This is a genomic window from Kitasatospora sp. MMS16-BH015 (genome assembly GCF_002943525.1).
Taxonomy (GTDB): domain Bacteria; phylum Actinomycetota; class Actinomycetes; order Streptomycetales; family Streptomycetaceae; genus Kitasatospora.
This window is the reverse complement of the sequence record NZ_CP025394.1, coordinates 3,053,139-3,077,248: the sequence shown is the minus strand read 5'-3', so window position 1 is coordinate 3,077,248 and position 24,110 is coordinate 3,053,139. Positions and strand designations below refer to the sequence as shown.

Below are 24,110 nucleotides of genomic sequence, written 5' to 3'. Positions count from 1 at the left end.
CTCTGTTTTGTCCGGATGTGTGCGGTCGTGTTTAGCCACGATGGCGTGGGCGTAGCCGAGATGTGTCCTACGAAGCTCTTGACCGTGGGGTTGCGCTCGGGGTGTCATATCCACCAGCGAGTTCGATCCTGTTTGATTTTGATGGATTCTGAGCCCCCGCTCAGGCACCACCCTCTGCATCTCCAAGGGGAGCCCCCGCATGACCACTTCGCGTCACAGCCGCCGCGTCGCCGCCGCTGCCGGCCTCGTCCTGGCCCTCGGCCTCACGGCCTGCTCGACCGGCCAGTCCAGCGGCACCGCCGACTCCGGTACGGCCACCGTCAGCGGCAAGATCTCGATGACGTACCTCCAGAAGCAGGGCGACCAGGAGTACTTCATCGGCGAGGCCGCCGGTGCCAAGGCCAAGGCCGCCGAGCTGGGCGTCGACCTCAAGGTGGTCAACCTCGGCAGCGACGCGGACAAGACGGTCAGCGAGGTGCAGTCGGCCATCGCGCAGAAGTCCAACGGCCTGATCATCGTCGTGCCGGACCCGGCCGTCGGCCCGCAGGTCGCGCAGACCGCCAAGGACGCCAAGATCCCGCTGCTCACCTCGGACGACCAGATCTGCACCTCCGGCCCGGACCCGTCCAAGTGCGGCCCCTCGGACCTGGTGGCCCGGATCGGATTCTCCGGCGCCCAGATGGGCGGCGAGGTCGGCAAGCGTGCCGCCGACGAGTTCAAGAAGGCCGGCTGGAACGCCGCCGACACCCGCATCATCTCGGCCTGGAAGCAGGACGTGACGGTCTGCGGTGACCGCGTGAAGGCCGCCAAGGAGGCCTTCAACACCGGCGCCGGCGCGACCGTCCAGAACATCGACGTGGCCACCGACAACACCCCGACCGGCGCCCAGGACAAGATCGCGGCGACCGTCACCGCCAACGCCGGCGTCAAGCACTGGATCGTCTGGGGCTGCAACGACGAGAACGTCCAGGGTGGCGTCACCGCCCTGCAGAACGCCGGCTTCAGCGCCGACAACGTGATCGGCGTCGGCCTCGGCGCGTACCTGGCCTGCAAGGACTGGGGCAGCGGCAAGCCGTCGGGCATGAAGGCCGCGCTGTTCATCAACGGCTCGGACGTGGGCGCGCTGGCCGTCCAGACCATGTACGACAAGCTCAAGAGCAGCAAGGACTTCCCCAAGGAGGCCTTCGCCCCCACCAAGATGGTGGACGCCGCGACCTGGCAGTCCGCCGGCGTCAAGTGCAGCTGAGCGAACAGGGCTGAGTTGAACTGACATGGCAAAGATGAGCAGTGAGAGCACTCCGCCGGGCACCGGGGTGCGTGAGCTGGGCAAGCGCTTCGGCGCCGTCCAGGCGCTCGACGGAGTGACGCTGGACTTCCCGGCCGGCCAGGTGACCGCCCTGATGGGGGAGAACGGGGCCGGGAAGTCCACCCTGCTCAAGATCCTCGCGGGCGTCCAGCCGCCGAGCACGGGCCAGGTGGTGGTGGACGGCAAGGCCGTCACGCTGAACTCCCCGGCCCAGGCGCAGGCGGCGGGCATCCGGATCATCCCGCAGGAGCCCGAGATCATCCCGCACGTCTCGGTCGCCGAGAACGTGTACGCCGGCGCGCTGCCCCACAAGGCGGGGCGCCGGCTGGACCGGGCCGAGCTGGACCGGCGGATCCGCGCCGACCTGGCCCGGCTCGGCTTCGACCGGGTGCTCGACCCGGAGCTGCTGGGCTCCGAGCTGACCCCGGCCCAGCGCCAGCTGGTCGAGATCCTGCGGGCGCTCACCGGCGAGGCGAAGGTGATCGCCTTCGACGAGCCGACCTCCTCGCTCTCCGAACAGGAGGTGGACGCGCTCTTCGCGCTGATCCGCCGCCTGCGGGAGGAGGGCAAGGCGGTGGTCTACGTCTCGCACCGGATGGCGGAGATCTTCCAGCTGGCCGACCGGATCGCCGTCCTGCGGGACGGCACCCTGGCCGGGGTGCTGGACGCGGCGGCCACGGACGAGGGAGAAATCGTCCGGATGATGGTGGGGCGTGACCTTTCGGCCATGTTCGTGCGTCAGGACGTCGCGACCGACCGGGTGGTGCTGGAGGTGCGCGGTCTGGAGACGGACGCGGTGCACGGCATCGACCTCCAGGTCCGGGCCGGCGAGGTGGTCGGCCTGGCCGGCCTGATCGGGGCCGGGCGCTCCGAGCTGGCGCTCGCGCTGGCCGGCGACCTGCCGATCCACGGCGGCACCGTGACCCTGGACGGGCAGCCGCTCAAGGGCGGCCGGCCGGGCGCGGCGATCAGGGCGGGCCTCGGCCTGGCCCCCGAGGAGCGCAAGGCGCAGGCGCTGTTCCTGCACCGCTCGATCCGGGACAACACCGCGCTGGTGGTGCTGGAGCGGCTGCGCCGCTGGCGGTTCGTCAACCGCACCGCCGAGAAGGAGCTGGCCCAGGAGTACGTGGACCGGCTGCGGGTGCGCACCCCCTCGATCGAGCACGAGGTGCGCAAACTGTCCGGCGGCAACCAGCAGAAGGTGGTGCTGGCCCGCTGGCTGGCCCGCAAGCCCAAGGTGCTGATCCTGGACGAGCCGACCCGGGGCATCGACGTCGGGGCGAAGGCGGAGATCTACCAGATCATCGCCGACCTGGCGAAGCAGGGCGTGGCCCTGCTGGTGATCTCCTCCGAGCTGCCCGAGGTGATCGGGCTCTCGGACCGGGTGCTGGTGATGCAGAACGGCCGCATCACCGGGGAGTTGGGCCGGGCGGAGGCGACCGAAGAGGCGATCCTCTCGCTGGCGATGGCAGACGATCTGGCCGGGTCGGCAGGCGACCCGGCCGGGACGGCACAGGAAGGCAGGACGGCATGACCACCACCACCGCCGCCGGGGTACCGGCGAAGAAGAAGGCTCCGGCCTGGATCGCCCGGATCGGCGGTCAGAACCTCAGCCTGATCGGCGCGCTGGTCGTGGTACTGGCCCTGTTCGGGTCGCTCAACGGCAACTACCTGAGCTGGAACAACATCCAGGTGATCGGCCAGGCCGTCACCATCACCGGCCTGCTGGCCGTGGTGCAGACCGTGGTGATCATCTGCGGCGGCCTGGACATCTCGGTGGGCTCGCAGGCGGGCCTGGCCTCGGTGGTCAGCGCGATGGTCTTCACCTCCTCCGGTTCGAACGCGCTGGTCGGCATGGCCGGGGCGGTCGGGGTCGGCCTGCTGGTGGGTCTGCTCAACGGTGTCGTGATCGTCTACGGCCGGGTCAACCCGACCATCGCGACCCTGGCCGGTCTGGCCGCGTACAAGGGCGTGGCGCAGCTGCTCTCGGACGGCCGGGCGCAGGGCTACGTGCTGAACGACGGCATCTTCATCTTCCTGGCCCGCGGCAAGATCGCCGGGCTGCCGGTGATGATCTGGATCCTGCTGCTGGTCGCGGCGGCGGTGCACGTGATGCTCAAGTACACCGACATCGGCCGCAACGTCTACGCCCTCGGCGGCAACGACACGGCGGCCCGGCTCGCGGGCATCTCGATCAACAAGTACCTGGTGTCGGCCTACGGTCTGGTCGGCGTGGTCGCGGCGGTGGCCGGCATCCTGCTGACCGCCCGGACGGGCTCGGGCCAGCCGGTCTCCGGCTCGGAGGGCCTGGAGCTCAAGGCGATCACGGCGGCGGCGCTGGGCGGCTGCGCGCTCAAGGGCGGCAAGGGCGGCATCGGCGGCACGCTGCTGGCCGTGGCTCTGCTCGGCGCCCTGGAGAACGGCCTGACCGGCCAGAACATCAACGCCTTCTGGCAGAACGTCGCGCAGGGCCTGCTGCTCGTGGTGGCGGTGGTCATCCAGCAGCGCCGCAGCGGCGAGCGGGCGATCGGCCTGCCCGCGTAACCGGAGACTCCCGGCGTAGGGGCGCCGGGACTGTGGGGCTGGTGCCCCCGGCGGACGGGCCGGGGGCACCAGCAGTTCCCGCGGTCGGACGGGCCGTCAGGCCTCGATCTTGAGGTCGCGGAGCAGCTTGGCGACGTGGCCGGTGGCCTTGACGTTGTAGAGGGCGTGCTCGACCTTGCCCTGCTCGTCGACGATGACGGTGGAGCGGATCACGCCCTGGTAGGTGCGGCCGTAGTTCATCTTCTCGCCCCAGGCGGCGTAGGCCTCCATGACGGCGTGGTCCGGGTCGGAGACCAGGGTGACCTTGAGGTCCTCGGCCTCGCGGAACTTGCCGAGCTTCTCGGGCTTGTCGGGGGAGATGCCGATGACGTCGTAGCCGGCGCCCGCGAAGACCTCGAGGTTGTCGGTGAAGTCGCAGGCCTGCTTGGTGCAGCCAGGCGTGAGGGCGGCCGGGTAGAAGTAGACGATCACCTTGCGGCCGAGGTGGTCGGCGAGGGACACCTGCTTGCCGTCGGCGTCGTACAGGGTGAAGGCGGGGGCGGTGTCGCCGGGCTGGAGGCGCTCGCTCACGGTGGATCTTCTCCTCGGGCGTGGACTGGTGGTCGTACCACCGCAAACATAGACCCTTTGGTGGGTGGGGCCGCGCGGCTGCCCGGGCCAGCTGACAGACTGGCTCCTGTCGCACAGGACAACATTCAGTGAAGGGGTGGCCCGCGTGGGCAAGGCCGGGACAGAGGACAAGGCGCGCTCGACCGCCGAGATCGAGGCGAACATCGCGCGCACCCGTGAGCAGCTGGCGGCGACCCTGGACGAGCTGGCCGTCCGGGTGCACCCCAGCACGGTGGCCGCCCAGACCAAGGCCAAGCTGCGCGCCACGGTCGAGCAGCAGGCGGCCCGGGCGTACGTGGCGGCCAGCGGGGCCGTCGAGCAGGTCAAGGCGCAGTTCACCGACGAGAAGGGGCAGCCGCGCCCCGACCGGATCGTGCCGGCCGCGCTGGTGGGCGGCGGGGTGCTGCTGCTGATGGCCGCGCGGCGCCGCCGCCGCAAGGGCTGAGCGGTACGAGCGGGCGGAAGGGGCCGGGGCCTGCGTCACCGGCCCCTTCGGCGTGCTCGGGGCCGCGCTCCCGGATGCCGGGCCAGCCGCACGCGGCGCGCCGGGGCCCGGTACCGTCGGGGGCGTGAGTACCGACGACGAGACCCAGCAGGCCCGACGCCACGACCGGCTGGGCGAGAAGCTGCCGATCAAGATGTTGCACGACCGCGTCCTGGTGAAGACCGAGGGCAGCGAGGGCGAGCGTCGCTCCACCGGGGGCATCCTGATCCCCGCCACCGCCGAGCTAAGTAAAAGGTGCGCTTGGGCGGAAGCTGTGGCGGTCGGCCAGTCCGTCCGTGCGGTAGAGCCCGGTGACCGGGTGCTCTACGACCCGGAGGACAAGCTGGAGGTCGAGGTCCGGGGCGCCACGTACGTGCTGCTGCGTGAGCGTGACCTGCACGCGGTGGCCGCCGAACGGCTGACCGATGCCGAGGGCTCGACCGGCCTGTACCTGTGACCGGCTCGCGGCCGTGACCGGGCGTCGGCTGTAGCACCGTCAGGCGGGTACGGCCCGTGCCCGGCCGCCGCCGGACACGGGCCACCCCCCGTTCACCCCGGAGTCCGAGGGGTGGACCCCGGAGTGTGCGGACGATCCTGCCGGTGGGCGCTTACCGCCCGCTTACCGCTCGCTTTCAGCCTCCCGTGCCGCTCAGTGCGCGGACGGGGCGTGCTCGCCGAGCCGGGCCCGGATCTCGGCTGCCTCGGGGGCGTCCAGTTCGGTGAGGATGGCCAGTGCCTCGTGCAGCAGGGCCTGGGCCTGCTCGTGCCGGCCGCTGCAGGTGAGGCTGCGGGCCAGGTGGCCGAGGGCGAGCGCCTCGGTGTGCCGGTCGCCGCTCTCCCGCAGGGCGGCCAGGGCCGGCCGCAAGTAGCCCTCGGCGATGACCAGTTGGCGCATGTCGTTGTGCACGTCGCCGAGCCGGCAGAGCACCACGCCCTCGTGGTGGCGGTGTCCGCTCGCCCGGGCCAGTGCCAGCGCCTGGTGCAGGTGGGCCACCGCCTCCTCGTACCGGCCGAGATCCTGGAGCAGGCAGGCCAGGTTGGTCAGCCCGACGGTCTCCTCGGCCCGGCTGCCGAGCTCGCGGACCAGCTCCAGGTGGCAGCGGGAGTACTCGTGCGCCTCCTCGTGCCGGCCGAGCCGGCGCAGGCTGGCCGCCAGCGCGCGCAGCGCCCGGGCCTCGGCCGGGCGGTCGCCGCTCTCCCGGCGGATCAGCAGGGCCCGCTCCAGGGCCGGGACGGCCCGCTCGTGCCGCTGCGCCACCTGGTGGGCCAGGCCGAGGCCGCCGAGCACCCTGCTCTCGGCCGCCTGGTCGCCGAGCGCCTGGGCGGCGGCCAGCGCCAGCTCGTGCCCGGTCAGCCACTGCGGCCAGGTCCGGCGCAGCCGGTCGAAGGCGAGCAGGGTGACCGGCAGCTGCCAGCAGAGCCGGTGCAGCCCGGCGTCCCAGGCGTGCTGGACGGCGCTGAGCAGGTTGTCCCGCTCGGTGTCGTACCAGGCCAGCGCCTCGTCCTGGCCGGTGAACTCGGGTGCGGCGCCCTGGCCGGGCAGGGCCGGGGGCGGCTCGGGCAGGTGCGGGGCCGGGCAGTGGTCGCCGGGGGTCTGGAGCTCGGGCGGCAGGGCGTCCACCGCCGCCGCGCCCGCGTGCAGGTACCAGGAGACCAGCCGCTGCACGGCGGCGGCCCGGGAGGGGGCGGGCTCCTCGGCCTCGGCCCGTTCGGCCGCGTAGAGCCGGACCAGGTCGTGGAAGCGGTACCGGCCGGGGGCGCTCTCCTCCAGCAGGTGGGCGTCGGTGAGCGCGGCCAGCAGCGCCTGGGCGGTGGAGGCCGGGCCGCCGAGCAGGGCGGCGGCGGCCGGCAGCGGCAGGTCGGCGCCCTGCCAGAGGCCGAGCAGGCGCAGCGCCCGGGCGGCCTCGGGGTGGGTGCCGCGCAGGCCCGCGTAGCCGAGGCCGAGGCTGGCCCGGACGGCCAGGTCGTCCACGGCCAGCTCGTCGAGCCGGCGCAGCTGGCCGCCGATCCGGTCGGCCAGGGTGGCGATGGTCCAGTCGGGGTGGGCGGTGAGCCGGGCGGCGGCCACCCGCAGGGCCAGCGGCAGGCCGGCGCAGGCGCGCAGCACCTCGGTGGTGGCGGCGGGCTCGGCGGCGGCCCGCCGGGGGCCGAGGATCCGGTCGAGCAGCTCCCGGGCGCCGGGCTCGGTGAGCACCGCCAGCTGGATCCGCTCGGTGGCGGGCAGCCCGGCGAGGCGGTCGCGGCTGGTGACCAGCACCGAGCTGGTGGCGCCGCCGGGCAGCAGCGGGCGCAGCTGGGCGGTGTCCCGGGCGTTGTCGAGCACCAGCAGCACCCGGCGCTGGGCGAGCAGGCTGCGGTAGAGCGCGTAGCACTCGGCCTCGTCGGTGGGCACCAGGGCGGGGGCCAGGCCCAGGCTGCGGATCACCTGGGCGGCGACCGCGTGCGGGTGGAGCGGCTCGGGGCCGGCGCCGCGCAGGTCGAGGTAGAGCTGCCCGTCCGGGAAGGCGTGCCGGGCCCGGTGCGCCACGTGCACGGCCAGGCTGGTCTTGCCCACCCCGCCGGGGCCGGAGACCACCGCGACGGCGGCGCCGGCCACCGGGTCGAGCGCCTCGTGCAGCCGGGCCACGTCCATCGATCGGCCGGTGAAGTCGGCGAGGTCGTAGGGGAGTTGGGCCGGGGTGGGGAAGGGGCGGGGCCGGCTGTGGCCGGTCGGGCCGGCGGCTGCGGTCAGGGCCAGGGTGGGGTCGGCGTGCAGGATCCGCTGGTGCAGCTCGCGCAGCTGGGGGCTGGGTTCGACGCCCAGCTCGGCGCGCACGGTGGTGCGACAGCTGCGGTACGCCTCCAGGGCCTCGGCGGTCAGGCCGGAGCGGTAGAGGGCGAGCATCAGCTGGCCGTGGAAGCGCTCGCGCAGCGGGTGGGCGGCGGCCAGCGCCCGCAGGGTGGGCAGCAGCCGCTCCTGGCGGCCGAGCGCGAGCTCGGCCTCGCCGGACCACTCCACGGCCTGCAGCCGGGCCTCGCCCAGGTGGCGGCCGTAGTGGTCGTGCAGGTAGGGGCCGGGCACGTCGGTGAGGAAGTCGCCGCGCCACAGGCCCAGCGCCTGCTCCAGCAGGGCGGCCGCCTCGGCAGGCCGGCCGCCGCGCAGGGCCAGCCGGCCGCGCTCGCACTCGCGCAGGAAGCGCCCGCAGTCGGTCTCCTCGGCGCGGGCCTCCAGCAGGTAGCCGGGGTGGCTGGAGACGAGCCGGCGGGCGGCGTGGGGGCCGACGCTGTGCCGGAGCCTGGTCATCGCGGTGTGCAGCGCGGCCCGGGCCCGCCCGGGCGGGCTGCCCTCCCAGGCGACCTCGTACAACTCGTCCACCGGCACCGCCGTGCCGGCGCGCAGCACCAGCAGGGCCAGCAGGCTGCGCAGCTTCACGGCGGACACGCCGAGCTCGCCCTCGTCCGTCCAGATCCGGACCGGGCCCAGGACGCCGAACGCCAGCCGCGTGCTCACCACTGCTCCCCGTCCGTCCGGGCGGCCAGGGGCCGCCGTGGCGTGTACCGGCCGAGGCTAGCGCCCGGGCGGTGGGCTCCGGAGGGACTTCCCGGGGAGTGGTTGAGACCATGTCAGTTGACGGTCGGTCAGCGGTGGTGCCGGGGTCAGGACGGGCCGGTGGTGGCGCTGGGGATGCTGATCCCCGGGGATTCCGCCGGCGGCGAGCCGGCGGGCGAGGGGCTGGGCGAGGGGGTCCTGCTGCGGGACGGGCTGGGGCTCGGGGTGGCGAACGGGGAGGGCGAGCGGGTGGGGCTCGGGGTGGGCGTCGGGCTGGGGGTGGTGAAGGGGGAGGGCGAGCCGGAGGCGGTGGCGCTCGCCGAGGCGGTGGCGGTCGGGGAAGCGGGCTGGGTCACGCTGCTACCGGGGGCGAGGTCGAACTGCTGGATCCCGGTGCCGCGCAGCGCGCCGCGCATGTAGCTGGTCCAGATCGCGGTGGGGAAGGCGCCGCCGTTGATCCGGGAGTACCCGGCGGTGCCGGCCAGCGACTCCTTGGCGTGGGTCTTCGGGTTCTCCCGGAACAGGCCGACGGCGGTGGCGAGTTCGGGCGTGTAGCCGGCGAACCAGGCGGAGAGGTTGTTGTCGGTGGTGCCGGTCTTGCCGGCCGCCGGGCGGTTCAGCCGCAGCGCGGCGGTGCCGGTGCCGCTGGTCACCACGTCCTCCAGCACGTCGGTGACCGAGTCGGCCGCGCTGCGCGCCACGGCCTCGGTGGCCTGGTGCTCGGGCAGCTTGGGCACGTCCTCGGCGCCGGGCTTCTCCAGCTTGAGCACCGACCAGGGCGCCAGGTGCTGCCCGTGGTTGGCCAGGGTCGCGTAGACCGAGGCCAGGTCGAGGGCGCTGGGGGTGGCGGTGCCGAGCGTCATCGAGGTGTTGGAGGCGGTCATGCCGTCGATCGAGTCGGGCAGGCCGAGCTTGACGGCGGTGGCCCGCACGTTCGCCAGGCCGGCGTCCACGCCCTCCTGGGCGTAGACCGAGTTGACCGACTTCTGCATCGCGTACCGGAGCGTGATGGTGCCGTAGTCCACGTCGTCCTCGTTCGGCGGCGCGTAGGCGGTGGGGCCGCCGACCACCGGGCGGCGGCTGGTGCCGTCGTAGGTGGTCTGGGTGGTGATCACCCGGCCGTCCTGGGTGGTGTGCCGGCCGTTCAGCCCGGCGACCAGGTCGATCGGCTTGAAGGTGGAGCCGACCTGGTTGTCCTCGCGGGTGGCGTCGTTGAACGGCTGGGTGGCGTAGTCCGGCCCGCCGTAGACGGCCACCACCCGGCCGGTGCCGGGCTCGACCGAGGCGCCGGAGACCCGCACGTCGGTGTCGGTCCTGGGCCGGGCCGAGGTGTCCAGCTCGGAGGTCAGCTCGTCCTTGACGGCGGCCACGAAGGAGTCCTGCTTGCCCTTGTCGAAGGTGGTGGTGATCTTCCAGCCGCCGGACTTGAGGGTGGCGGTGTCCAGCACCCCGGTGGCGGCCAGGTAGTCGTCGGCGATGTCCACCAGGTAGCCGGCCTGGCCGCTGAGACCCTTGACCGGCTGCGGGTCGAGCGGCTCGGGGAAGGTGACGGCGGCCCGGGCGTTCGCGTCCAGGAAGCCGAGCGAGACCATGCCGTCCAGCACGTAGTTCCACCGGGCCATCGCCCTGGCCCGGCCGGCCGCGCTGGTGTTCTTCACGTCGTAGGCGCTCGGGGCCTGCAGCAGGGTGGCCAGGTAGGCGCCCTGGGGGAGGGTCAGCCGGGAGACGTCCACGCCGTAGTAGGCGTTGGCGGCGGTCTGGATGCCGTACGCGCCGCGGCCGAAGTAGCTGGTGTTGAGGTAGCCCGCGAGGATGTCCTCCTTGCTCTCCTGCTGGTCCACCTTGAGGGCGATGAAGAACTCCTTGATCTTGCGGGTGTAGGTCTGCTCCTGGGTCAGGTAGAAGTTCTTCACGTACTGCTGGGTGATGGTGGAGCCGCCCTGCAGGCCCTTGCCGGTGGCGCTGTTCCAGGCCGCGCGGATCATGCCGCGCAGGTCCACGCCCTTGTTGCGGTAGAAGCTGCGGTCCTCGGCGGAGACCACCGCGTGCTGGGTGTCCAGCGGGATCTGCCGGATCGGCACGTCCTCGCGGTTGACCGAGCCGGTGCGGGCCAGCTCGGTGGTGCCGTCGGCGTAGTAGTAGACGTTGCTCTGGGCCACCGCGTGGGCGTTCGGGTCGGGCACCGAGACGGTGAGGTAGAGCGTCACGAAGGCCGCGATGCCGAGCAGCAGCAGGCCGAGCAGGGCGCCGACCACCATCCGCCAGGTGGGCACCACCCGGCGCCACCAGGGCATCGCCCGGCGGCGGCCCTTGCGGGCGGCCCGCTTGGCGCGGTGGCGGTCGCGGCGGGAGCCCTCGGTGCGGTCCTCCGCCTCCAGGTCGGGGGCGGAGCCGTCCCGGCTGTCGGGGGCGGCCTCGGGTTGCCGGTCTGGGGGCTCCTCGTTCATGGGAGTGATTATGAGTCAGTTCGTCCGTATTCGGGGGGAGGGGGAGCGGAAAACCGATGCCCCATCAGCCGTCCTGCCGCTAGGGTCGGGTGACTTTCCGGGGGGCCGGGGTGGCGAGCGCCGGGCTCATGTGTCGACAAGGAGACTCGATGGGTGCCGCGCGGCTCTACCTGGCCGTCGCCGCCGGCTCGTTCCGCCGGTTCGCCACCTACCGGGGAGCCACCCTCGCCGGGGTCTTCACCAACTCCGTCTTCGGCCTCATCCTCGCCTCCACCTTCCTCGCGCTCTGGCACGCCCGCCCCGGCCTCGGCGGCTACGACGCCCGGCAGGCCGTCACCTACATCTGGATCAGCCAGGCGCTGCTGGTCACCGTGGCGGTCTGGGGCGGCGGCTTCCAGGACGACCTCCAGGAGCGGTTCCGCACCGGTGACATCGCCATCGACCTCTACCGCCCGGTCGACTTCCAGCTCTGGTGGCTGGCCACCGACCTCGGCCGGGCCGCCTTCCAGCTCTTCGCCCGGGGCGTGGCGCCCACCCTGGTCGGGATGGCCGTCTACCGCACCCGGCTGCCCACCGACCCGCGGGTCTGGGCGCTCTTCCTGCTCTCGGTCACCCTCGCCGTGGTGGTCAGCTTCGGCCTGCGCTTCCTGGTCTCGCTCACCGGCTTCTGGCTGCACGACTCCGACGGCATCCGCTCCCTGGCCCTGGTGGTCTCGATGTTCTTCTCCGGCATGCTGCTGCCGATCACGCTCTTCCCCGGCCTGCTCGGCGCCGTCGCCCCCGTGCTGCCCTGGGCGGCGCTGATCCAGCTGCCCGCCGACATCCTGCTGGAGCGCCGCACCGGCGGCGCCGCCGCGGCGGCGCTGGGCTTCCAGCTCGGCTGGGCGGTGGCACTGCTGCTGCTCGGCCGGCTGGTGCAGGGGCTGGCCACCCGCAAGGTGGTGGTGCAGGGTGGCTGAGCCCGTGCTCCTGGTCCGTGAGTCGCTGCCCCGGCGGGTCTGGTGGGCCCTGCGCTGCTGGTGGCTGATCGCCGGGATGTGGACCAAGGCCGCGCTGAGCTACCGGGCCTCCTTCGCCCTGCTGCTGCTCGCCTCGCTGGCCGTCAGCTCGCTGGACTTCGTGGTGATCCTGCTGATGTTCCAGCACACCGACCAGCTCGGCGGCTGGGCGCTGCCCGACCTCGCCTTCCTGTACGGCACCTCCACCTTCTGCCTGGGCGCCGCCAACATGCTGGTCGGCAGCATCGACGCGCTCGGCGACCGCGTCCGGGCCGGCACGCTGGACACCGTGCTGATCCGGCCGGCCCCCGCGCTGGCCCAGCTCTGCGCCGAGCGCTTCTCGCCGCGCCGGGTGGCCCGGCCGATCCAGTCGGTGCTGGTGCTCGGCTGGGCCCTGCAGCGGCTGCCGGTGCAGTGGACGGCGAGCCGGCTGCTGCTGGTGCCGGTGATCCTGGTCTGCGGCACCGCGATCTTCTGCGCCGTCTTCGTCGGCTTCGCCAGCCTGCAGTTCTGGTGGGGCCAGGTCGGCGAGATCCAGAACTCCTTCACCTACGGCGGCGCCACCCTGCTGCACTACCCGCCGACCATCTTCGCCAAGGAGCTGGTGGCCGGCGCCGTCTTCGGCGTCCCGCTGGCCTTCGTCAACTGGCTGCCCGCCCTGCACATCCTCGGCCACCCCGACCCGCTCGGCCTGCCCACCGCCTTCCAGTACGCCTCCCCGGTCGCCGCCGTGCTCGCCTGCGCCGCGGCCGGGCTGGTCTGGCGGCGCGGCCTGCGGGCCTACCGGGGCACCGGCAGCTGAGACCCTCCACGGAAAGGACCGACGCGTGGCACTGATCGAGGTCGAGGACGTCCACCGGACGTTCACCGTGCGCGCCAAGACCGGGCGGCTGCGGCGCGAGCGGCGCGAGGTGCGGGCCGTGGACGGGCTGAGCTTCACCGTGGAGGCCGGCGAGTGCGTCGGGTACATCGGCCCCAACGGCGCCGGCAAGTCCACCACGATCAAGATGCTCACCGGCATCCTGGTGCCCTCCGCCGGTCGGCTGCGCGTGGCCGGGGTCGACCCGGCCCGGGACCGCACCGCGCTGGCCCGCCGGATCGGCGTGGTCTTCGGCCAGCGCACCACCCTCTGGTGGGACCTGCCGCTGCGCGACTCCTTCGAGCTGGCCCGCCGGATCTACCGCCTCCCTGAGGCCCGCTACCGGGGCAACCTGGACCGCTGCGTCGAGCTGCTCGACCTCGGCGGGCTGCTCGACACCCCCGTGCGGCAGCTGTCGCTCGGTCAGCGGATGCGCGGCGACCTCGCGGCGGCGTTGCTGCACGACCCGCAGGTGCTCTACCTGGACGAGCCCACCATCGGTCTGGACGTGATCAGCAAGAGCCGGGTCCGCGACTTCCTGCGCGAGGTCAACACCGAGCAGAAGACCACCGTGCTGCTCACCACCCACGACCTCACCGACATCGAGCAGCTCTGCGGCCGGGTTATGGTGATCGACCACGGCCACCTGGTCTACGACGGCGGCCTGGAGGGCCTGCACGCCACCGGCGAGAGCGAACGCACCCTGGTGGTCGACCTCGCCGAACCCCGCCCGCCGATCGAGGTGCCCGGCGCCCGGGTGGTCCGGGTCGAGGGCCCCCGGCAGTGGCTGGCCTTCCCCAACCAGGCCAGCGCCGCGCCGATCGTCTCGGCGGTCGCGGCCGGGTACCCGCTGCTCGACCTCTCGCTGCAGGAGCCCGCCATCGAGGACGTGATCGCCCGGATGTACACGGAGGGCCTTTAGCGGGTGCGGCTCCTCACCCGGGCTGCGTAACCCTCGGGCGGCAACCGTAGTTGACACCGTGTGACACCGAACCGCCTCGCCGCCCTGCCCGCCGCCCGCCCCGCGCCGGGAGCCTCCGGGGTGCCGGACGTCAGTGTGGTGATCGCGGTGTACAACACCATGCCGTACCTGACGGCCTGTCTGGACTCGCTGGTGGGGCAGAGCATCGGGCCCGCCCGGATGGAGGTGGTCGCCGTCGACGACGGCTCCACCGACGGCAGCGGGGCTGAGCTGCGGCGGTACGCCGAGGCGCATCCGGGGCTGTTCACCCTGCGCAGGCAGGCCAACTCCGGCGGGCCGGCCGTGCCCACCAACCGGGGGACGGCGCTGGCGCGCGGGCGGTACGTGCTCTACCTGGGCGCCGACGACTGGCTCGGCCCGCAGGCCCTGGCACGGCTGGTGGCAGCCGCCGACGGCTGGGACGCCGACGTGGTGGTGCCCCGGCAGGTCGGCGAGAACGGGCGGCTGGTGCCGCAGGGCATCTTCGCCCGGACGGCCCGCGAGGTGGGCTTCACCGACTCCGCCCTCGCCTGGGCCCTGGCCGACACCAAGCTCTTCCGCCGCTCCCTGCTGCGCGGCCTGCACCGCCGCGAGGACCTGCCGGTCCACTCCGACCAGCCGTTCACGCTGGAGGCACTGCTGCGGGCCCGCCGGGTCTCGGTGCTGGCCGACTACGACTACTACCACCTGGTGCGGCGCGCCGACGGCGGCAACGTCACCCAGCGGGCCCGCCCGCTGGAGCGGCTGCACGGCATCGGCGCCGTCCAGGAGGTGGTCGAGCGGCTCACCGCCCCCGGCCCGCAGCGCGACGCCATCCGGGCCCGCCACTTCGGCTGGGAGCTGCCCCAGCTGCTCCAGGCCCCGCTCTTCGAGCTCGACCCGGCCGTGCGGCAGCGGGTCTGCACCGGGGTGGGCCACCTGGTCCGGGCGTACGCCCACCGGGAGCTGCTGGCCGGGCTGCAGGTGGCCGACCGCCTGCGGCTGGTGCTCGCCGCCCAGGGCCGGCTCGCCGCGCTGCAGGGGCTGGTCCAGTACGAGCTCGCCCACGGCAGCCCGCCGATCCGGGACGGCCACGCCGCGTACCCGCTCTTCCGCAACCGCCGGCTCGCGCTGCCGGACTGGGTGTTCGCCGAGCCGCCGGCTGCCCGGGACGCGCTGACGCCGGGGCACTGACACCGGGGCACTGATGCCAGGCCCCGACGCCGGGGCAGGGAGGCCCGTGGGCAGCGTGGCCCGCGGGCGCTGATCGAAGGAACTGAGATGGACATCTGTGTGGTCGGGCTGGGCAAGCTCGGTCTGCCGCTCGCGGTGCAGTTCGCCGCCAAGGGCCACCGGGTCACCGGTGCGGACTGCGCGCCCGGGGTGGTGGCGGCCGTCAACGAGGGGCGCCCGCCCTTCCCCCGGGAGGCCGAGCTGGACGAGCGGCTCAAGCGGGTGGTGGCCGAGGGGCGGCTGACCGCCACCACCGACACCACCCGCGCCGTGGACCGGGCCGAGGCCGTGGTGCTGGTCGTCCCGCTGGTCACCGCGGCCGACGGCACCCCCGACTTCACCCTGCTCGACTCCGCCACCGACGCCGTGGCCGCCGGGCTGCGCCGGGGCACCCTGGTCGCGTACGAGACCACCCTGCCGGTGGGCACCACCCGCAGCCGCTGGGCGCACCGCCTGGAGCAGGGCTCCGGCCTGGTGGCCGGCCGCGACTTCGGGCTGGTCTTCAGCCCCGAACGGGTGCGCACCGGCCGGGTCTTCGCCGACCTGCGGCGCTACCCCAAGCTGGTCGGCGGGATCGACGCCCGCTCGACCCGGCAGGGCGTGGAGTTCTACCGGGCCGTGCTCGACTTCGACCCCCGGCCCGACCTGGAACGCGAGAACGGCGTCTGGGCGCTCGGCTCGGCCGAGGCGGCCGAGTTCGCCAAGCTGGCCGAGACCACCTACCGGGACGTCAACATCGCCCTGGTCAACCAGTACGCCCGGTACGCCGACCGGTGCGGGGTCGACCTGGCCGAGGTGATCGAGGCCTGCAACTCGCAGCCCTACAGCCACCTGCACCGCCCCGGCATCGCGGTCGGCGGCCACTGCATCCCGGTCTACCCCCGGCTCTACCTCTGGAACGACCCGGCCGCCACGGTGGTCCGCGCCGCTCGGGAGGCCAACGAGACCGTCCCCGCGTACGCGGCCGGGCTGCTCGCGGGCGCCCTCGGCGGCTCGCTGGCGGGGGTGGGCGTGCGGGTGCTCGGCGCGGCCTACCGGGGCGGGGTCAAGGAGACCGCGTACTCGGGCGTCTTCCCCCTGGTCGAGGCGCTGCGGGCGGCCGGGGCGCAGCCGTGGGTGAGCGATCCGCTGTACTCGGCGGCGGAGCTGGCGGCGCTCGGGCTGCCGCCGTACCGAGGCGAGCCGGCGGTGGCGGCGGTGCTGCAGGCCGACCACCCCGAGTACCGCTCGCTGGAGCCGGCCGACCTGCCGGGGGTGCGGGTCTTCCTGGACGGGCGGCGGTGCACGGATCCGGCGCGGTGGGGCGGCGTGCGGCACCTGGTGCTCGGCGGCGGGGGTCAGGGCAGGTAGGTCACCTCCGGGAAGTCGCGGGACGGGCCGTCGAGCAGGCGAGAGCGGTGGCCGCACAGGTGCCGGCCGAAGAAGGCGAGCGGGTACGCCTGCTGGATCCTCACGGCGCGGGCCGGGTCGATGGTGCCGATCAGCTCCGGTACCTGGTCGGGGCTGATTCCGAGCAGAGTGGCGGCCTGGGCCACGAACACCTCGGTGTCGCCGTAGGAGCTGTGGACGGCGCCCTCGGCCTGGACGTTGAGGCGCCAGCCCTTGAGGTGGCCCCAGAACTGCTCGGCCGCCGGGTCCTGGGCGCGCGGGAAGCTGGCGGTCATCATCAGGAACGGCCGGTCGAGGTCGGCGGTGATGAGGGGCTGCATCGGGGCGTCCAGGCTCAGGCCGGCCTTGATGCGCTGGTCGCCGAGCATGGCGTAGGCGGTGGCGGTGCCGCCCTTGGACCAGCCGAAGGCGCCGATGCGGGAGGCGTCCAGCGCCTCGGTGAGCCCGGCCGGGAGCGGGCGCCGCTCGGCGTCGGGGTTCTGCCCGGCGGCGAGCTGCTCGACGCAGTCGACGAGGAAGTGCAGGTCGGCCGCGAATTCCTTCGGGCCCATCATGTGCTGCCGGTCGAAGACCGGGGTGAGGAGGCGGCCGTCGGGCAGGCGGCTGTACGCGTCCCAGGTGTGGTCGACCGTGACCACGGCGAAGCCGTGGCTGGCGAGCTCCTGCACGATGACCGTGTGGTCGGCGCGGTGGTCGTGCGCGCCGTGCGAGAACAGGACCACCGGCAGGCCCCGGCCGGTGCGGTGCACCGGGGCGCCCAGGTGACCGGAGGTCAGCGGACCGACGAGGTCGGCCGGGTAGCCGCCGTCGGCGAGGAAGACCCGCAGCAGGTCGGGGTGCATCCAGGGAGCGAGCGGGTAGCGGTCGACGTCGCCACGGGCCGGGTACCAGACGCTGGCCATCAGCCGGCGGAACCGGCCGGGGTTGTCCGGGTCCGGGCGGGAGCCGTCGACCAGCTCCAGCTCGACCGTGCCGACCGGGTGCGGGCCGGTGGGCTCGGGCAGGGCGAACGGGGAGCCCGTGGCGGTGGCGGCGGCAGACCGGGCGGGGGTGGTGGCGGCCCGGGCGGGGGCGGTTGCGGCGGGGGCGGTGGCGGCGCGGGCGGGGGTGGTGGTGGCGAGTGGCAGGGCGGCGCCCACCGCGCCGGCCGCGCCGACGGTCAGGGCGGTGCCCAGCAGGCGGCGGCGTGACAGGGCCTCGCGGCTGGTGGTCGGTGTGGTGGTCACGGGTCCTCCCCAGGATCGGTCACTGATCTTCCGTCAGCTGGAACGTTGTCACGCGGACCGCACGGACCACATCCATCCGTCGTAGGGGTCGGCGGGCACCCGCATTCGCCCACGGATCTACATCTCAGGGTTGAGTCAGCCTTGGGGCTGAACCGTTCGGGCGGCCCGGCGGGGCAGACTGTCGGGGTGAGTGTCGATACGAAGAACGGACCGGTGGGCTCGACCGCTTCCGGGGCCGGTCGAGCCCGACCCGGGGCTGGGGTGAGCTTCACCGAGGCCGACCAGGCGAAGACCCGGGGCGTCCGCCGGATGAAGCGGATCGCCACCGGGCTGCTGGCCTTCGCGACGCTGGTCTTCGCGCTGGCCACCTGGGCCAAGGCGGCGGGGGCCGGGGCCTGGGCCGGGTACGTGGCGGCCGCCGCCGAGGCGGGGATGGTCGGCGCGCTGGCCGACTGGTTCGCCGTCACCGCGCTGTTCCGGCGGCCGTTCGGGCTGCCGATCCCGCACACCGCGATCATCCCGACCAAGAAGGACGCCTTCGGCCGCTCGCTGGGCGACTTCGTCGGCGACAACTTCCTCTCCGCCCCGGTGGTCCGGGACCGCTTGGCCCGGATCGGCATCGCCCGCCGGCTCGGCGAGTGGCTGGCCGCCCCCGGCAGCGCCGAACGCGTCACCACCGAGGCGGCCGCCGCGCTGCGCGGGGTGCTCGCGGTGCTGCGCGACGAGGACGTGCAGGCCGTGGTGAGCGAGGCCGTCACCCGCCGGGCCGCCGCCACCTCGGTGGCCGAACCGGCCGGGCGGCTGCTCGGCAAGGTGGTCGCCGACGGCGGCCACCGCGGGGTGGTCGACCTGGTGGTGGTCCGCGCGCACGACTGGCTGGTGGCCAACCACGAGGACGTGGTGCGCCGGGTCACCCAGAAGACCCCCGGCTGGACCCCGCGCTTCCTCGACCACCAGGTCGGCGAACGCGTCTACAAGGAGCTGCTCCGCTTCGTCACCGACGTCCGGGACGACCAGCTGCACGCCGCCCGCGGCGCCGTGGACAAGTTCCTCGGCGACTTCGCCACCGAGCTCCAGCAGGACCCGGCGACCATCGCCCGGGTGGAACGGGCCAAGAACGACCTGCTGGAGCGGGCGGAGGTGCAGGAGCTGATCGCCTCCTCCTGGACGGCCGTCCGGCAGCTGGTGGTCTCCGCCGCCGAGGACGAGCAGAGCGAGCTGCGCCGCCGGATCCGGGACGGCCTGCGCTCCTTCGGGCAGCGGCTGGCCACCGACGCCAAGCTTCAGTCGAAGACCGACGGCTGGCTCCAGGACGCCGCCCAGTACGTGGTGGAGACCTACCGCTCCGAGATCACCGCCCTGATCTCGGACACCGTGGCCGGCTGGGACGCCGCCGACGCCTCCCGCAAGATCGAGGCCAACGTGGGCCGCGACCTCCAGTTCATCCGGATCAACGGCACGGTGGTCGGTGCGCTGGCCGGCCTGCTCATCCACACCGTGGCGGTGGCGCTGGGCGGGTAGCCGGTCTGCGGGTAGCCGGTCTGCGGGGTGACGTCGGCCGTCCGTGGTGTCGGACGCGCGTAGACGGGTGGGCGCCCGGGGCGTGGCATGATGCGGAGTCGGCTGCTGGAGCTACGGACGAAGGAGTGCTGGGGTGTCTGGTCTGGAGACGGGTACGCGGGGGATCGAGGCGTTCATCGCCGGGATGCCCAAGGCCGAGCTGCACGTGCACCACGTGGGCTCCGCCTCGCCCCGGGTGGTGGCCGAGCTGGCCGCCCGCTACGAGGGCCGGTCGAAGGTGCCGACCGATCCTGCGGCGCTCGCCGAGTACTTCACCTTCACCGACTTCGCGCACTTCATCGAGGTCTACCTGAGCGTGGTCGACCTGATCCGCGACGCCGAGGACGTGCGGGCGCTCACCTACGGCGTGGCCGAGGACATGGCCCGGCAGCAGATCCGCTACGCCGAGCTGACCGTCACGCCGTACTCCTCCACCAACCGGGGCATCCCGGACGTGGCCTTCATGGAGGCGATCGAGGACGCCCGGAAGTCGGCCGAGAAGGACTTCGGCGTGGTGCTGCGCTGGTGCTTCGACATCCCCGGCGAGGCCGGGCTGGCCGCCGCCGAGGAGACGGCCCGGCTGGCCGTCGACCTGGCCCCCGAGGGCCTGGTCAGCTTCGGCCTCGGCGGCCCCGAGATCGGCGTGCCGCGCCCGCAGTTCAAGCCGTACTTCGACCGGGCCCGGGCGGCCGGCCTGCACAGCGTCCCGCACGCGGGCGAGTCCACCGGGCCGGAGACGGTCTGGGACGCCCTGCGGGTGCTCGGCGCCGAGCGGATCGGCCACGGCACCCAGTCGGTCAAGGACCCGGCCCTGATGGACCACCTCGGCGAGCACCGCATCGCGCTGGAGGTCTGCCCGACCTCCAACCTCGCCACCCGGGTGGTCGAGCGGCTGGAGGAGCACCCCATCAAGCAGATGGTGGACGCCGGCCTGCTGGTCACCGTCAACAGCGACGACCCGCCGATGTTCGGCACCGACCTCAACACCGAGTACGCGGTTGCCGCCCGCCTGCTCGGCCTGGACGAGTCGGGCGTGGCCGGCCTGGCCCGGAACGCCGTGGAAGCCTCCTTCCTCGACGCCCCGGGCAAGGCCCGCCTGACCGGCGAGATCGACTCCTACCTGGCGGCTTGGCGCCAGGGCTGACCTGACGCAAGGGCTGATCTGGCGCCAGAGGTGCCCTGACGCCAGGGCTGGCCTGCCGCCAGGGCTGGCCTGGCCCCGGGCCTGACGGCCGGGCGAGGCGGGCTGCGGAGCGCTCTGGCGGTGCTGCGGCGAGCTGCGGCGGGCTGCGGAGAGCTTCGGAGCGCAGACTGGTGGTGTGGCCCACAACCCCTCCGGGAGGTGGCCATGAGAGCCTCCAGGCTGCGATCCGGGCTCGGGGCGGCCGCGTTGGCGCTGCTTGCCGCCTGCGGCGGGGCGGGTGCGCCGGGTACGTCCGGTACATCGGGTGCGCCGAATACCTCCGGTACGCCGGGTGTGTTGGGCGCACAGCACCCGGCCACGCCACCGGCCGTCCCCGCGCCGTCCTCGGTCCCGGTGTCACCGTCGGTCCCCGCGCCGTCGTCCGTCCCTTCCGTCAGCTCGCCTTCCGCCCCCGCCGTCCCCGCCGTCCCTGCCGCTCCCGCCACCCCCGCCGCTCCGGCTACGCCCACCACGCGTGCCGCGGCCGATGCGGCCACGGTGGTCCGCCAGTACTACGCCGCGATCAACGCCGGTGACTACCGGGCGGCTTGGGCCCTGGGGGGCGAGAACCTGGCGGCCGACTACGCCACCTTCGCGGACGGCTTCGCGGGCACGACCGCCGACACCCTCCTCGTGGACGGTGTCCAGGGCAACACCGTGAACGTCCGGCTCCATGCCGAGCACAGCGACGGGACCAGCGCCGACTACGCGGGCTCGTACACCGTCGTGAACGGTGAGATCACCGGTGCCTCGGTGCACCTGACCGGAACGGGAGGCGGGCCCACCACTCCCACCGCTCCCACCGCTCCTGCCGCCGGGGGCGGCAGCCTCAACCCGGCCGTCACGCAGACCACCATCAGGTCGACGATCTGCGTGGCCGGCTGGACCGCGACCGTCCGTCCGCCCGTCTCCTACACGGACGCGCTCAAGATCGGGCAACTCGCGGCCTCGGGCAGGGCCGACCAGGACCCGTCGCACTACGAGGAGGACCACATCGTGCCGTTGGAGCTCGGCGGCGCACCGATGGACCTGGCCAACCTGCGGCCGGTGCCGAGCGGCCGGGCCGCTCGGGACGACGTCGTCGAAACTCGCCTGCACACCGCCGTGTGCAACGGCACCCTCACGCTCGCGCAAGCGCAGGCTCAGATACTGGCGGCCAAGGCGGGCGAGTAGGTCGCTCAGTGCAGTGCCCCGCGCCGGTGGGGGTTCAACAGCTGCTTCACGTCCACGTCGCCGTGCAGCAGGGCGCGCTCGGCGGCCGTCCAGGCCGTGGTGGTGAGCAGGTAGAGGCCGGCCGCGAGCGGGACGAGGGCGGCGAAGAGCACGGTGCCGAAGGCCAGGTAGGACATCAGGTCGGTGCCCGGGAGCGGGGTGGTGCCCTGGGCCTTGGCCTGGGCGGCGGCCCGGCGGGCGCGGCGGAAGCCGACGTAGCCGACGCCGGCCAGGGCCGCGTACAGGGCGGCGAAGACCAGCCACTGGGCCGGGCCGTGGGCCGAGCCCACGTGCAGGCCGAGCGGGACGCCGAACAGGGTGTGGCCGAGCAGGTCGTTCGGGGTGGTGAAGAGGCGGTACATCACCGAGAAGAACGGCAGCTGGACCAGGAGCGGCAGGAAGCCCGCGAAGGGGGAGGCCTGCTCGGCGCGGTACAGCTCGGCGAGGGCGGTGCGGAGGCGCTCCGGGTCCTTGCCGTGCTTCTTCTGCAGAGCGGCGACCTTGGGGGCCAGCCGGGTCCGGGTCTTCTCGGCCCGGGCGGCGGAGCGGGCCAGCGGGTGCAGGGCCAGCCGGACGGCGGCGGTGAACAGCACGATCGCCAGGGCGGTCGGGACGACCTGGGCGAGGCCGGCCACCACCTGGTGGGCCAGGCGGACGGCGGGGTCGAGCACGGCGAACAGCGACATGGGGTGAGCCCTCCGGGGGTCTCGGGAGACGAGTGGGTCGCACGGCGTCGGAGGGCGGCCGGGGTGGGGCAGGAATGCGAGCTGGTCACGCGGATGTGAGCGCGCACATGGGGCGAAGTGTGAGCGTGAACACGGGTGGAACGTGAGCGCGAACAATGCGGGGATGTGAGCGCGAACACGTGCGTGGGAGGTCAGAGTGACCTGGGTCGCCGACCGTGGGGCCGGTGACCGTCACTCCGGTGACCGGGGGCTCGACCTGCGGGTTACGCGGCCGCCGGGGCGGCGCCGGGTGCCCTGGGGCGCCGGCGGCCCCGGGCGTCCGGGTCGCGCTGCGGCAGGAAGGCCGTGCGGAAGGCGTGGCGGCGGAGTGTCCCGCTCCGCACGAAGGCGGGCGCCCGGGCCCCGAGCACCCGCGCCGTGGCCAACGTGGCGGCGGCGACCCCGGCGACCAGCACCAGCGCCGCGGCCGCAGCCACCATCGTCAGCCCGGCGGGGCTCACCACGAGCTCACCCGTCAGCACCCGGAACAGCCCGAGCAGCGCGGCGACGACCACGAACACGAGGGCTGCTCCTCTCCGGCTGACGGTGGACGGCTGACGACTGACGGGACCGAACTCACGGCCACGTCCGCATCGTAGGCGCACGTCCCTCGGTTGCGACACCCTGACTTTCCCCTGAGTGCCGCAACCGGGACGGGCTCCGTCAGATTCCGAGCTGCCCGGATCCGAGCTGCCCGGATCCGACCGGGGCCGATCCGGCCGGGGCCGATCCGAGCGGGCCGGACTCGGCCGGGGTCAGAGTCGCACCACCGTGCCGGTGGCGGCCGAGCCGCGGGCCGCCTCGAGCACGGCGAGGGTGGCCACGGCGTCCCGCGGGTCGACCGGCGGCGGGGTGCGGGTGAGCAGTGAGTGGGCGATGCCGGCGTAGTAGGCGGGGTAGTCGCCGGGGTCGGTGGTCAGCCGGGTGGCGGCCTCGTCGGTGCCGAGGGTGCCGTACGCGGCCTGGTCGTCGGCGCCCCAGGGCAGTCCGTCGCCGGGGCGGCGGCCGCTGCGCAGGTCGGACTCCTGCGGGTCCATGCCGAACTTCACGTAGCCGGCGGCGTCGCCGAGCACCCGCAGGCGCGGGCCGCCGAGCGGGGCGAGCGCGCTGGTCCACAGGTGCGAGCGGACGCCCGAGGCGTGGGTGAGCGCGAGGAAGGCGTCGTCGTCCACCACCGCGCCGTCCCGTCGGACGTCGATCTCGGCGTAGACCGAGTCGACCGGGCCGAACAGGGCGAGCGCCTGGTCGACCAGGTGGCTGCCGAGGTCGTAGAGCGTGCCGCCCACCTCGGCCGGGTCGGCCAGCTCGCGCCAGCCGGCCTTGGGCTTCGGCCGGAAGCGCTCGAACCGGGACTCGAACCGGTGCACCCGCCCGAGCGCGCCCTCGGTGATCAGGCGGCGGGCGGTGAGGAAGTCGCCGTCCCAGCGGCGGTTCTGGAAGACCGACAGCAGGGTGCCGGTGCGCTCGGCGAGCGCGCAGAGCTCGGCGGCCTCGGCGGCGGTGCCGGCCAGCGGCTTGTCCACCACCACGGCCAGGCCGGCCTCCAGCGCGGCCCGGGCCAGCGGGAGGTGGGTGCGGTTCGGGGAGGCGACCACCACCAGGTCGAGCCGGTCGGCCTGGTCGAAGAGGTCGCCGGGGGTGTCCAGCGGGCGGGCGTCCGGGTGCTCCTGGTGCAGCTGGGCGCGGCGGTCGGGGTTGGCGGTGACCACCGCGTCCAGCCGCAGCCCGGGGGTGGCGGCGATCAGCGGGGCATGGAAGGCGGACCCGGCCAGGCCGTAGCCGATCAGTCCGACGCGGAACGGGGTGCGGGGCTCGGTGCTCATGGCCCCACTCAATCACGCGGCCGCCCGCCGGCGCGGTCGGTGG

General features: G+C 73.9%; 20 protein-coding genes. 13 read left to right on the top strand and 7 right to left on the bottom strand.

Features of this window, described 5'->3' with window-relative positions; translation table 11 throughout:
- Positions 1-199 precede the first annotated feature (199 nt).
- From CFP65_RS13220 to CFP65_RS13210, 3 genes are read left to right on the top strand one after another with little or no spacing between them, the layout of a single operon-like run.
- On the top strand, positions 200-1,246 hold the full coding sequence (locus CFP65_RS13220; RefSeq protein ID WP_104816278.1) for a substrate-binding domain-containing protein: 1,047 nt from the start codon (positions 200-202) through the stop codon (positions 1,244-1,246).
- Positions 1,247-1,280: 34 nt separating this feature from the next.
- The gene (locus CFP65_RS13215; RefSeq protein ID WP_104816277.1) at positions 1,281-2,840 is read left to right on the top strand and encodes a sugar ABC transporter ATP-binding protein; all 1,560 of its coding nucleotides are present in this window, start codon (positions 1,281-1,283) and stop codon (positions 2,838-2,840) included.
- Positions 2,837-3,850, top strand: coding sequence for an ABC transporter permease (locus tag CFP65_RS13210; protein ID WP_104816276.1), 1,014 nt, complete (start codon positions 2,837-2,839; stop codon positions 3,848-3,850). Before CFP65_RS13215 ends, CFP65_RS13210 begins: the two co-directional genes overlap by 4 nt.
- A gap of 96 nt (positions 3,851-3,946) precedes the next feature.
- Here the strand turns inward: CFP65_RS13210 and bcp are convergent, their stop codons facing one another.
- On the bottom strand, positions 3,947-4,420 hold the full coding sequence (gene bcp / locus CFP65_RS13205; RefSeq protein ID WP_104816275.1) for a thioredoxin-dependent thiol peroxidase: 474 nt from the start codon (positions 4,418-4,420) through the stop codon (positions 3,947-3,949).
- A 136-nt stretch (positions 4,421-4,556) separates the two neighbouring features.
- Between bcp and CFP65_RS13200 the strand changes: the two genes are divergently transcribed.
- Together CFP65_RS13200 and CFP65_RS13195 are read left to right on the top strand one after the other, a co-directional pair.
- A complete protein-coding gene (locus CFP65_RS13200; RefSeq protein ID WP_254552378.1) occupies positions 4,557-4,904 on the top strand; it encodes a DUF3618 domain-containing protein in 348 nt (115 codons plus the stop codon).
- Between the two features lie 193 nt (positions 4,905-5,097).
- Positions 5,098-5,400, top strand: coding sequence for a co-chaperone GroES (locus CFP65_RS13195; protein WP_104820848.1), 303 nt, complete (start codon positions 5,098-5,100; stop codon positions 5,398-5,400).
- A gap of 192 nt (positions 5,401-5,592) precedes the next feature.
- Here the strand turns inward: CFP65_RS13195 and CFP65_RS13190 are convergent, their stop codons facing one another.
- Together CFP65_RS13190 and CFP65_RS13185 are read right to left on the bottom strand one after the other, a co-directional pair.
- Complete coding sequence (locus CFP65_RS13190) at positions 5,593-8,433, bottom strand: BTAD domain-containing putative transcriptional regulator (protein ID WP_158702158.1); 2,841 nt, start codon at positions 8,431-8,433, stop codon at positions 5,593-5,595.
- 146 nt (positions 8,434-8,579) lie between these two features.
- Positions 8,580-10,919 carry a transglycosylase domain-containing protein gene (locus CFP65_RS13185; protein ID WP_104816273.1) on the bottom strand — a complete coding sequence of 780 codons (2,340 nt, stop codon included), beginning with the start codon at positions 10,917-10,919 and terminating at the stop codon, positions 8,580-8,582.
- A gap of 149 nt (positions 10,920-11,068) precedes the next feature.
- On the opposite strand from CFP65_RS13185, the gene CFP65_RS13180 reads away from it, so the two are divergent.
- The 5 genes from CFP65_RS13180 (at position 11,069) to CFP65_RS13160 (ending at position 16,299) form a co-directional block, all read left to right on the top strand.
- Complete coding sequence (locus CFP65_RS13180) at positions 11,069-11,878, top strand: ABC-2 family transporter protein (protein ID WP_104816272.1); 810 nt, start codon at positions 11,069-11,071, stop codon at positions 11,876-11,878.
- Positions 11,871-12,719 carry an ABC transporter permease gene (locus CFP65_RS13175; RefSeq protein ID WP_254552377.1) on the top strand — a complete coding sequence of 283 codons (849 nt, stop codon included), beginning with the start codon at positions 11,871-11,873 and terminating at the stop codon, positions 12,717-12,719. The genes CFP65_RS13180 and CFP65_RS13175 overlap by 8 nt, the downstream gene beginning before the upstream one ends.
- Before the next feature lie 25 nt (positions 12,720-12,744).
- Entirely contained in the window at positions 12,745-13,698 is a 954-nt protein-coding gene (locus CFP65_RS13170) for an ATP-binding cassette domain-containing protein (RefSeq protein ID WP_104816271.1), read from the top strand.
- 60 nt (positions 13,699-13,758) lie between these two features.
- Complete coding sequence (locus CFP65_RS13165; protein ID WP_158702157.1) at positions 13,759-14,910, top strand: glycosyltransferase; 1,152 nt, start codon at positions 13,759-13,761, stop codon at positions 14,908-14,910.
- Positions 14,911-14,997: 87 nt separating this feature from the next.
- Entirely contained in the window at positions 14,998-16,299 is a 1,302-nt protein-coding gene (locus tag CFP65_RS13160) for a nucleotide sugar dehydrogenase (protein WP_104816269.1), read from the top strand.
- Here CFP65_RS13160 and CFP65_RS38890 read toward each other — a convergent pair.
- Positions 16,287-17,564, bottom strand: coding sequence for an acetylhydrolase (locus tag CFP65_RS38890; RefSeq protein WP_158702156.1), 1,278 nt, complete (start codon positions 17,562-17,564; stop codon positions 16,287-16,289). The two genes, CFP65_RS13160 and CFP65_RS38890, sit on opposite strands and share 13 nt — an antisense overlap.
- Positions 17,565-17,777: 213 nt before the next feature.
- Between CFP65_RS38890 and CFP65_RS13150 the strand changes: the two genes are divergently transcribed.
- The 3 genes from CFP65_RS13150 to CFP65_RS13140 all read left to right on the top strand — a co-directional run bounded on the left by CFP65_RS13150 (position 17,778) and on the right by CFP65_RS13140 (position 21,480).
- Positions 17,778-19,085 (top strand): DUF445 domain-containing protein, encoded by a 1,308-nt coding sequence (locus CFP65_RS13150; protein ID WP_254552919.1) that lies wholly within the window; start codon positions 17,778-17,780, stop codon positions 19,083-19,085.
- A 133-nt stretch (positions 19,086-19,218) separates the two neighbouring features.
- Positions 19,219-20,268 (top strand): adenosine deaminase, encoded by a 1,050-nt coding sequence (locus tag CFP65_RS13145; protein WP_256387273.1) that lies wholly within the window; start codon positions 19,219-19,221, stop codon positions 20,266-20,268.
- Between the two features lie 537 nt (positions 20,269-20,805).
- On the top strand, positions 20,806-21,480 hold the full coding sequence (locus tag CFP65_RS13140; RefSeq protein WP_104816268.1) for a hypothetical protein: 675 nt from the start codon (positions 20,806-20,808) through the stop codon (positions 21,478-21,480).
- Between the two features lie 5 nt (positions 21,481-21,485).
- Here the strand turns inward: CFP65_RS13140 and CFP65_RS13135 are convergent, their stop codons facing one another.
- The 3 genes from CFP65_RS13135 to CFP65_RS13125 form a co-directional block, all read right to left on the bottom strand.
- Positions 21,486-22,205: a YidC/Oxa1 family membrane protein insertase gene (locus tag CFP65_RS13135; RefSeq protein ID WP_104816267.1), complete on the bottom strand. Its 720-nt coding sequence runs from the start codon at positions 22,203-22,205 to the stop codon at positions 21,486-21,488.
- A gap of 263 nt (positions 22,206-22,468) precedes the next feature.
- Positions 22,469-22,765: a DUF6412 domain-containing protein gene (locus CFP65_RS13130; RefSeq protein WP_104816266.1), complete on the bottom strand. Its 297-nt coding sequence runs from the start codon at positions 22,763-22,765 to the stop codon at positions 22,469-22,471.
- Between the two features lie 234 nt (positions 22,766-22,999).
- Positions 23,000-24,067 carry a Gfo/Idh/MocA family oxidoreductase gene (locus CFP65_RS13125; RefSeq protein WP_104816265.1) on the bottom strand — a complete coding sequence of 356 codons (1,068 nt, stop codon included), beginning with the start codon at positions 24,065-24,067 and terminating at the stop codon, positions 23,000-23,002.
- Between the last annotated feature and the right edge of the window lie 43 nt (positions 24,068-24,110).

Bases quoted from the DNA above. Each gene is read 5' to 3' on its own strand.
- CFP65_RS13220 (WP_104816278.1), top strand. From the start codon at position 200: ATGACCACTTCGCGTCACAGCCGCCGCGTCGCCGCCGCTGCCGGCCTC.
- CFP65_RS13215 (WP_104816277.1), top strand. From the start codon at position 1,281: ATGAGCAGTGAGAGCACTCCGCCGGGCACCGGGGTGCGTGAGCTGGGC.
- CFP65_RS13210 (WP_104816276.1), top strand. From the start codon at position 2,837: ATGACCACCACCACCGCCGCCGGGGTACCGGCGAAGAAGAAGGCTCCG.
- CFP65_RS13195 (WP_104820848.1), top strand. From the start codon at position 5,098: ATGTTGCACGACCGCGTCCTGGTGAAGACCGAGGGCAGCGAGGGCGAG.
- CFP65_RS13185 (WP_104816273.1), bottom strand. From the start codon at position 10,919: ATGAACGAGGAGCCCCCAGACCGGCAACCCGAGGCCGCCCCCGACAGC.
- CFP65_RS13180 (WP_104816272.1), top strand. From the start codon at position 11,069: ATGGGTGCCGCGCGGCTCTACCTGGCCGTCGCCGCCGGCTCGTTCCGC.
- CFP65_RS13160 (WP_104816269.1), top strand. From the start codon at position 14,998: ATGGACATCTGTGTGGTCGGGCTGGGCAAGCTCGGTCTGCCGCTCGCG.
- CFP65_RS13135 (WP_104816267.1), bottom strand. From the start codon at position 22,205: ATGTCGCTGTTCGCCGTGCTCGACCCCGCCGTCCGCCTGGCCCACCAG.
- CFP65_RS13125 (WP_104816265.1), bottom strand. From the start codon at position 24,067: ATGAGCACCGAGCCCCGCACCCCGTTCCGCGTCGGACTGATCGGCTAC.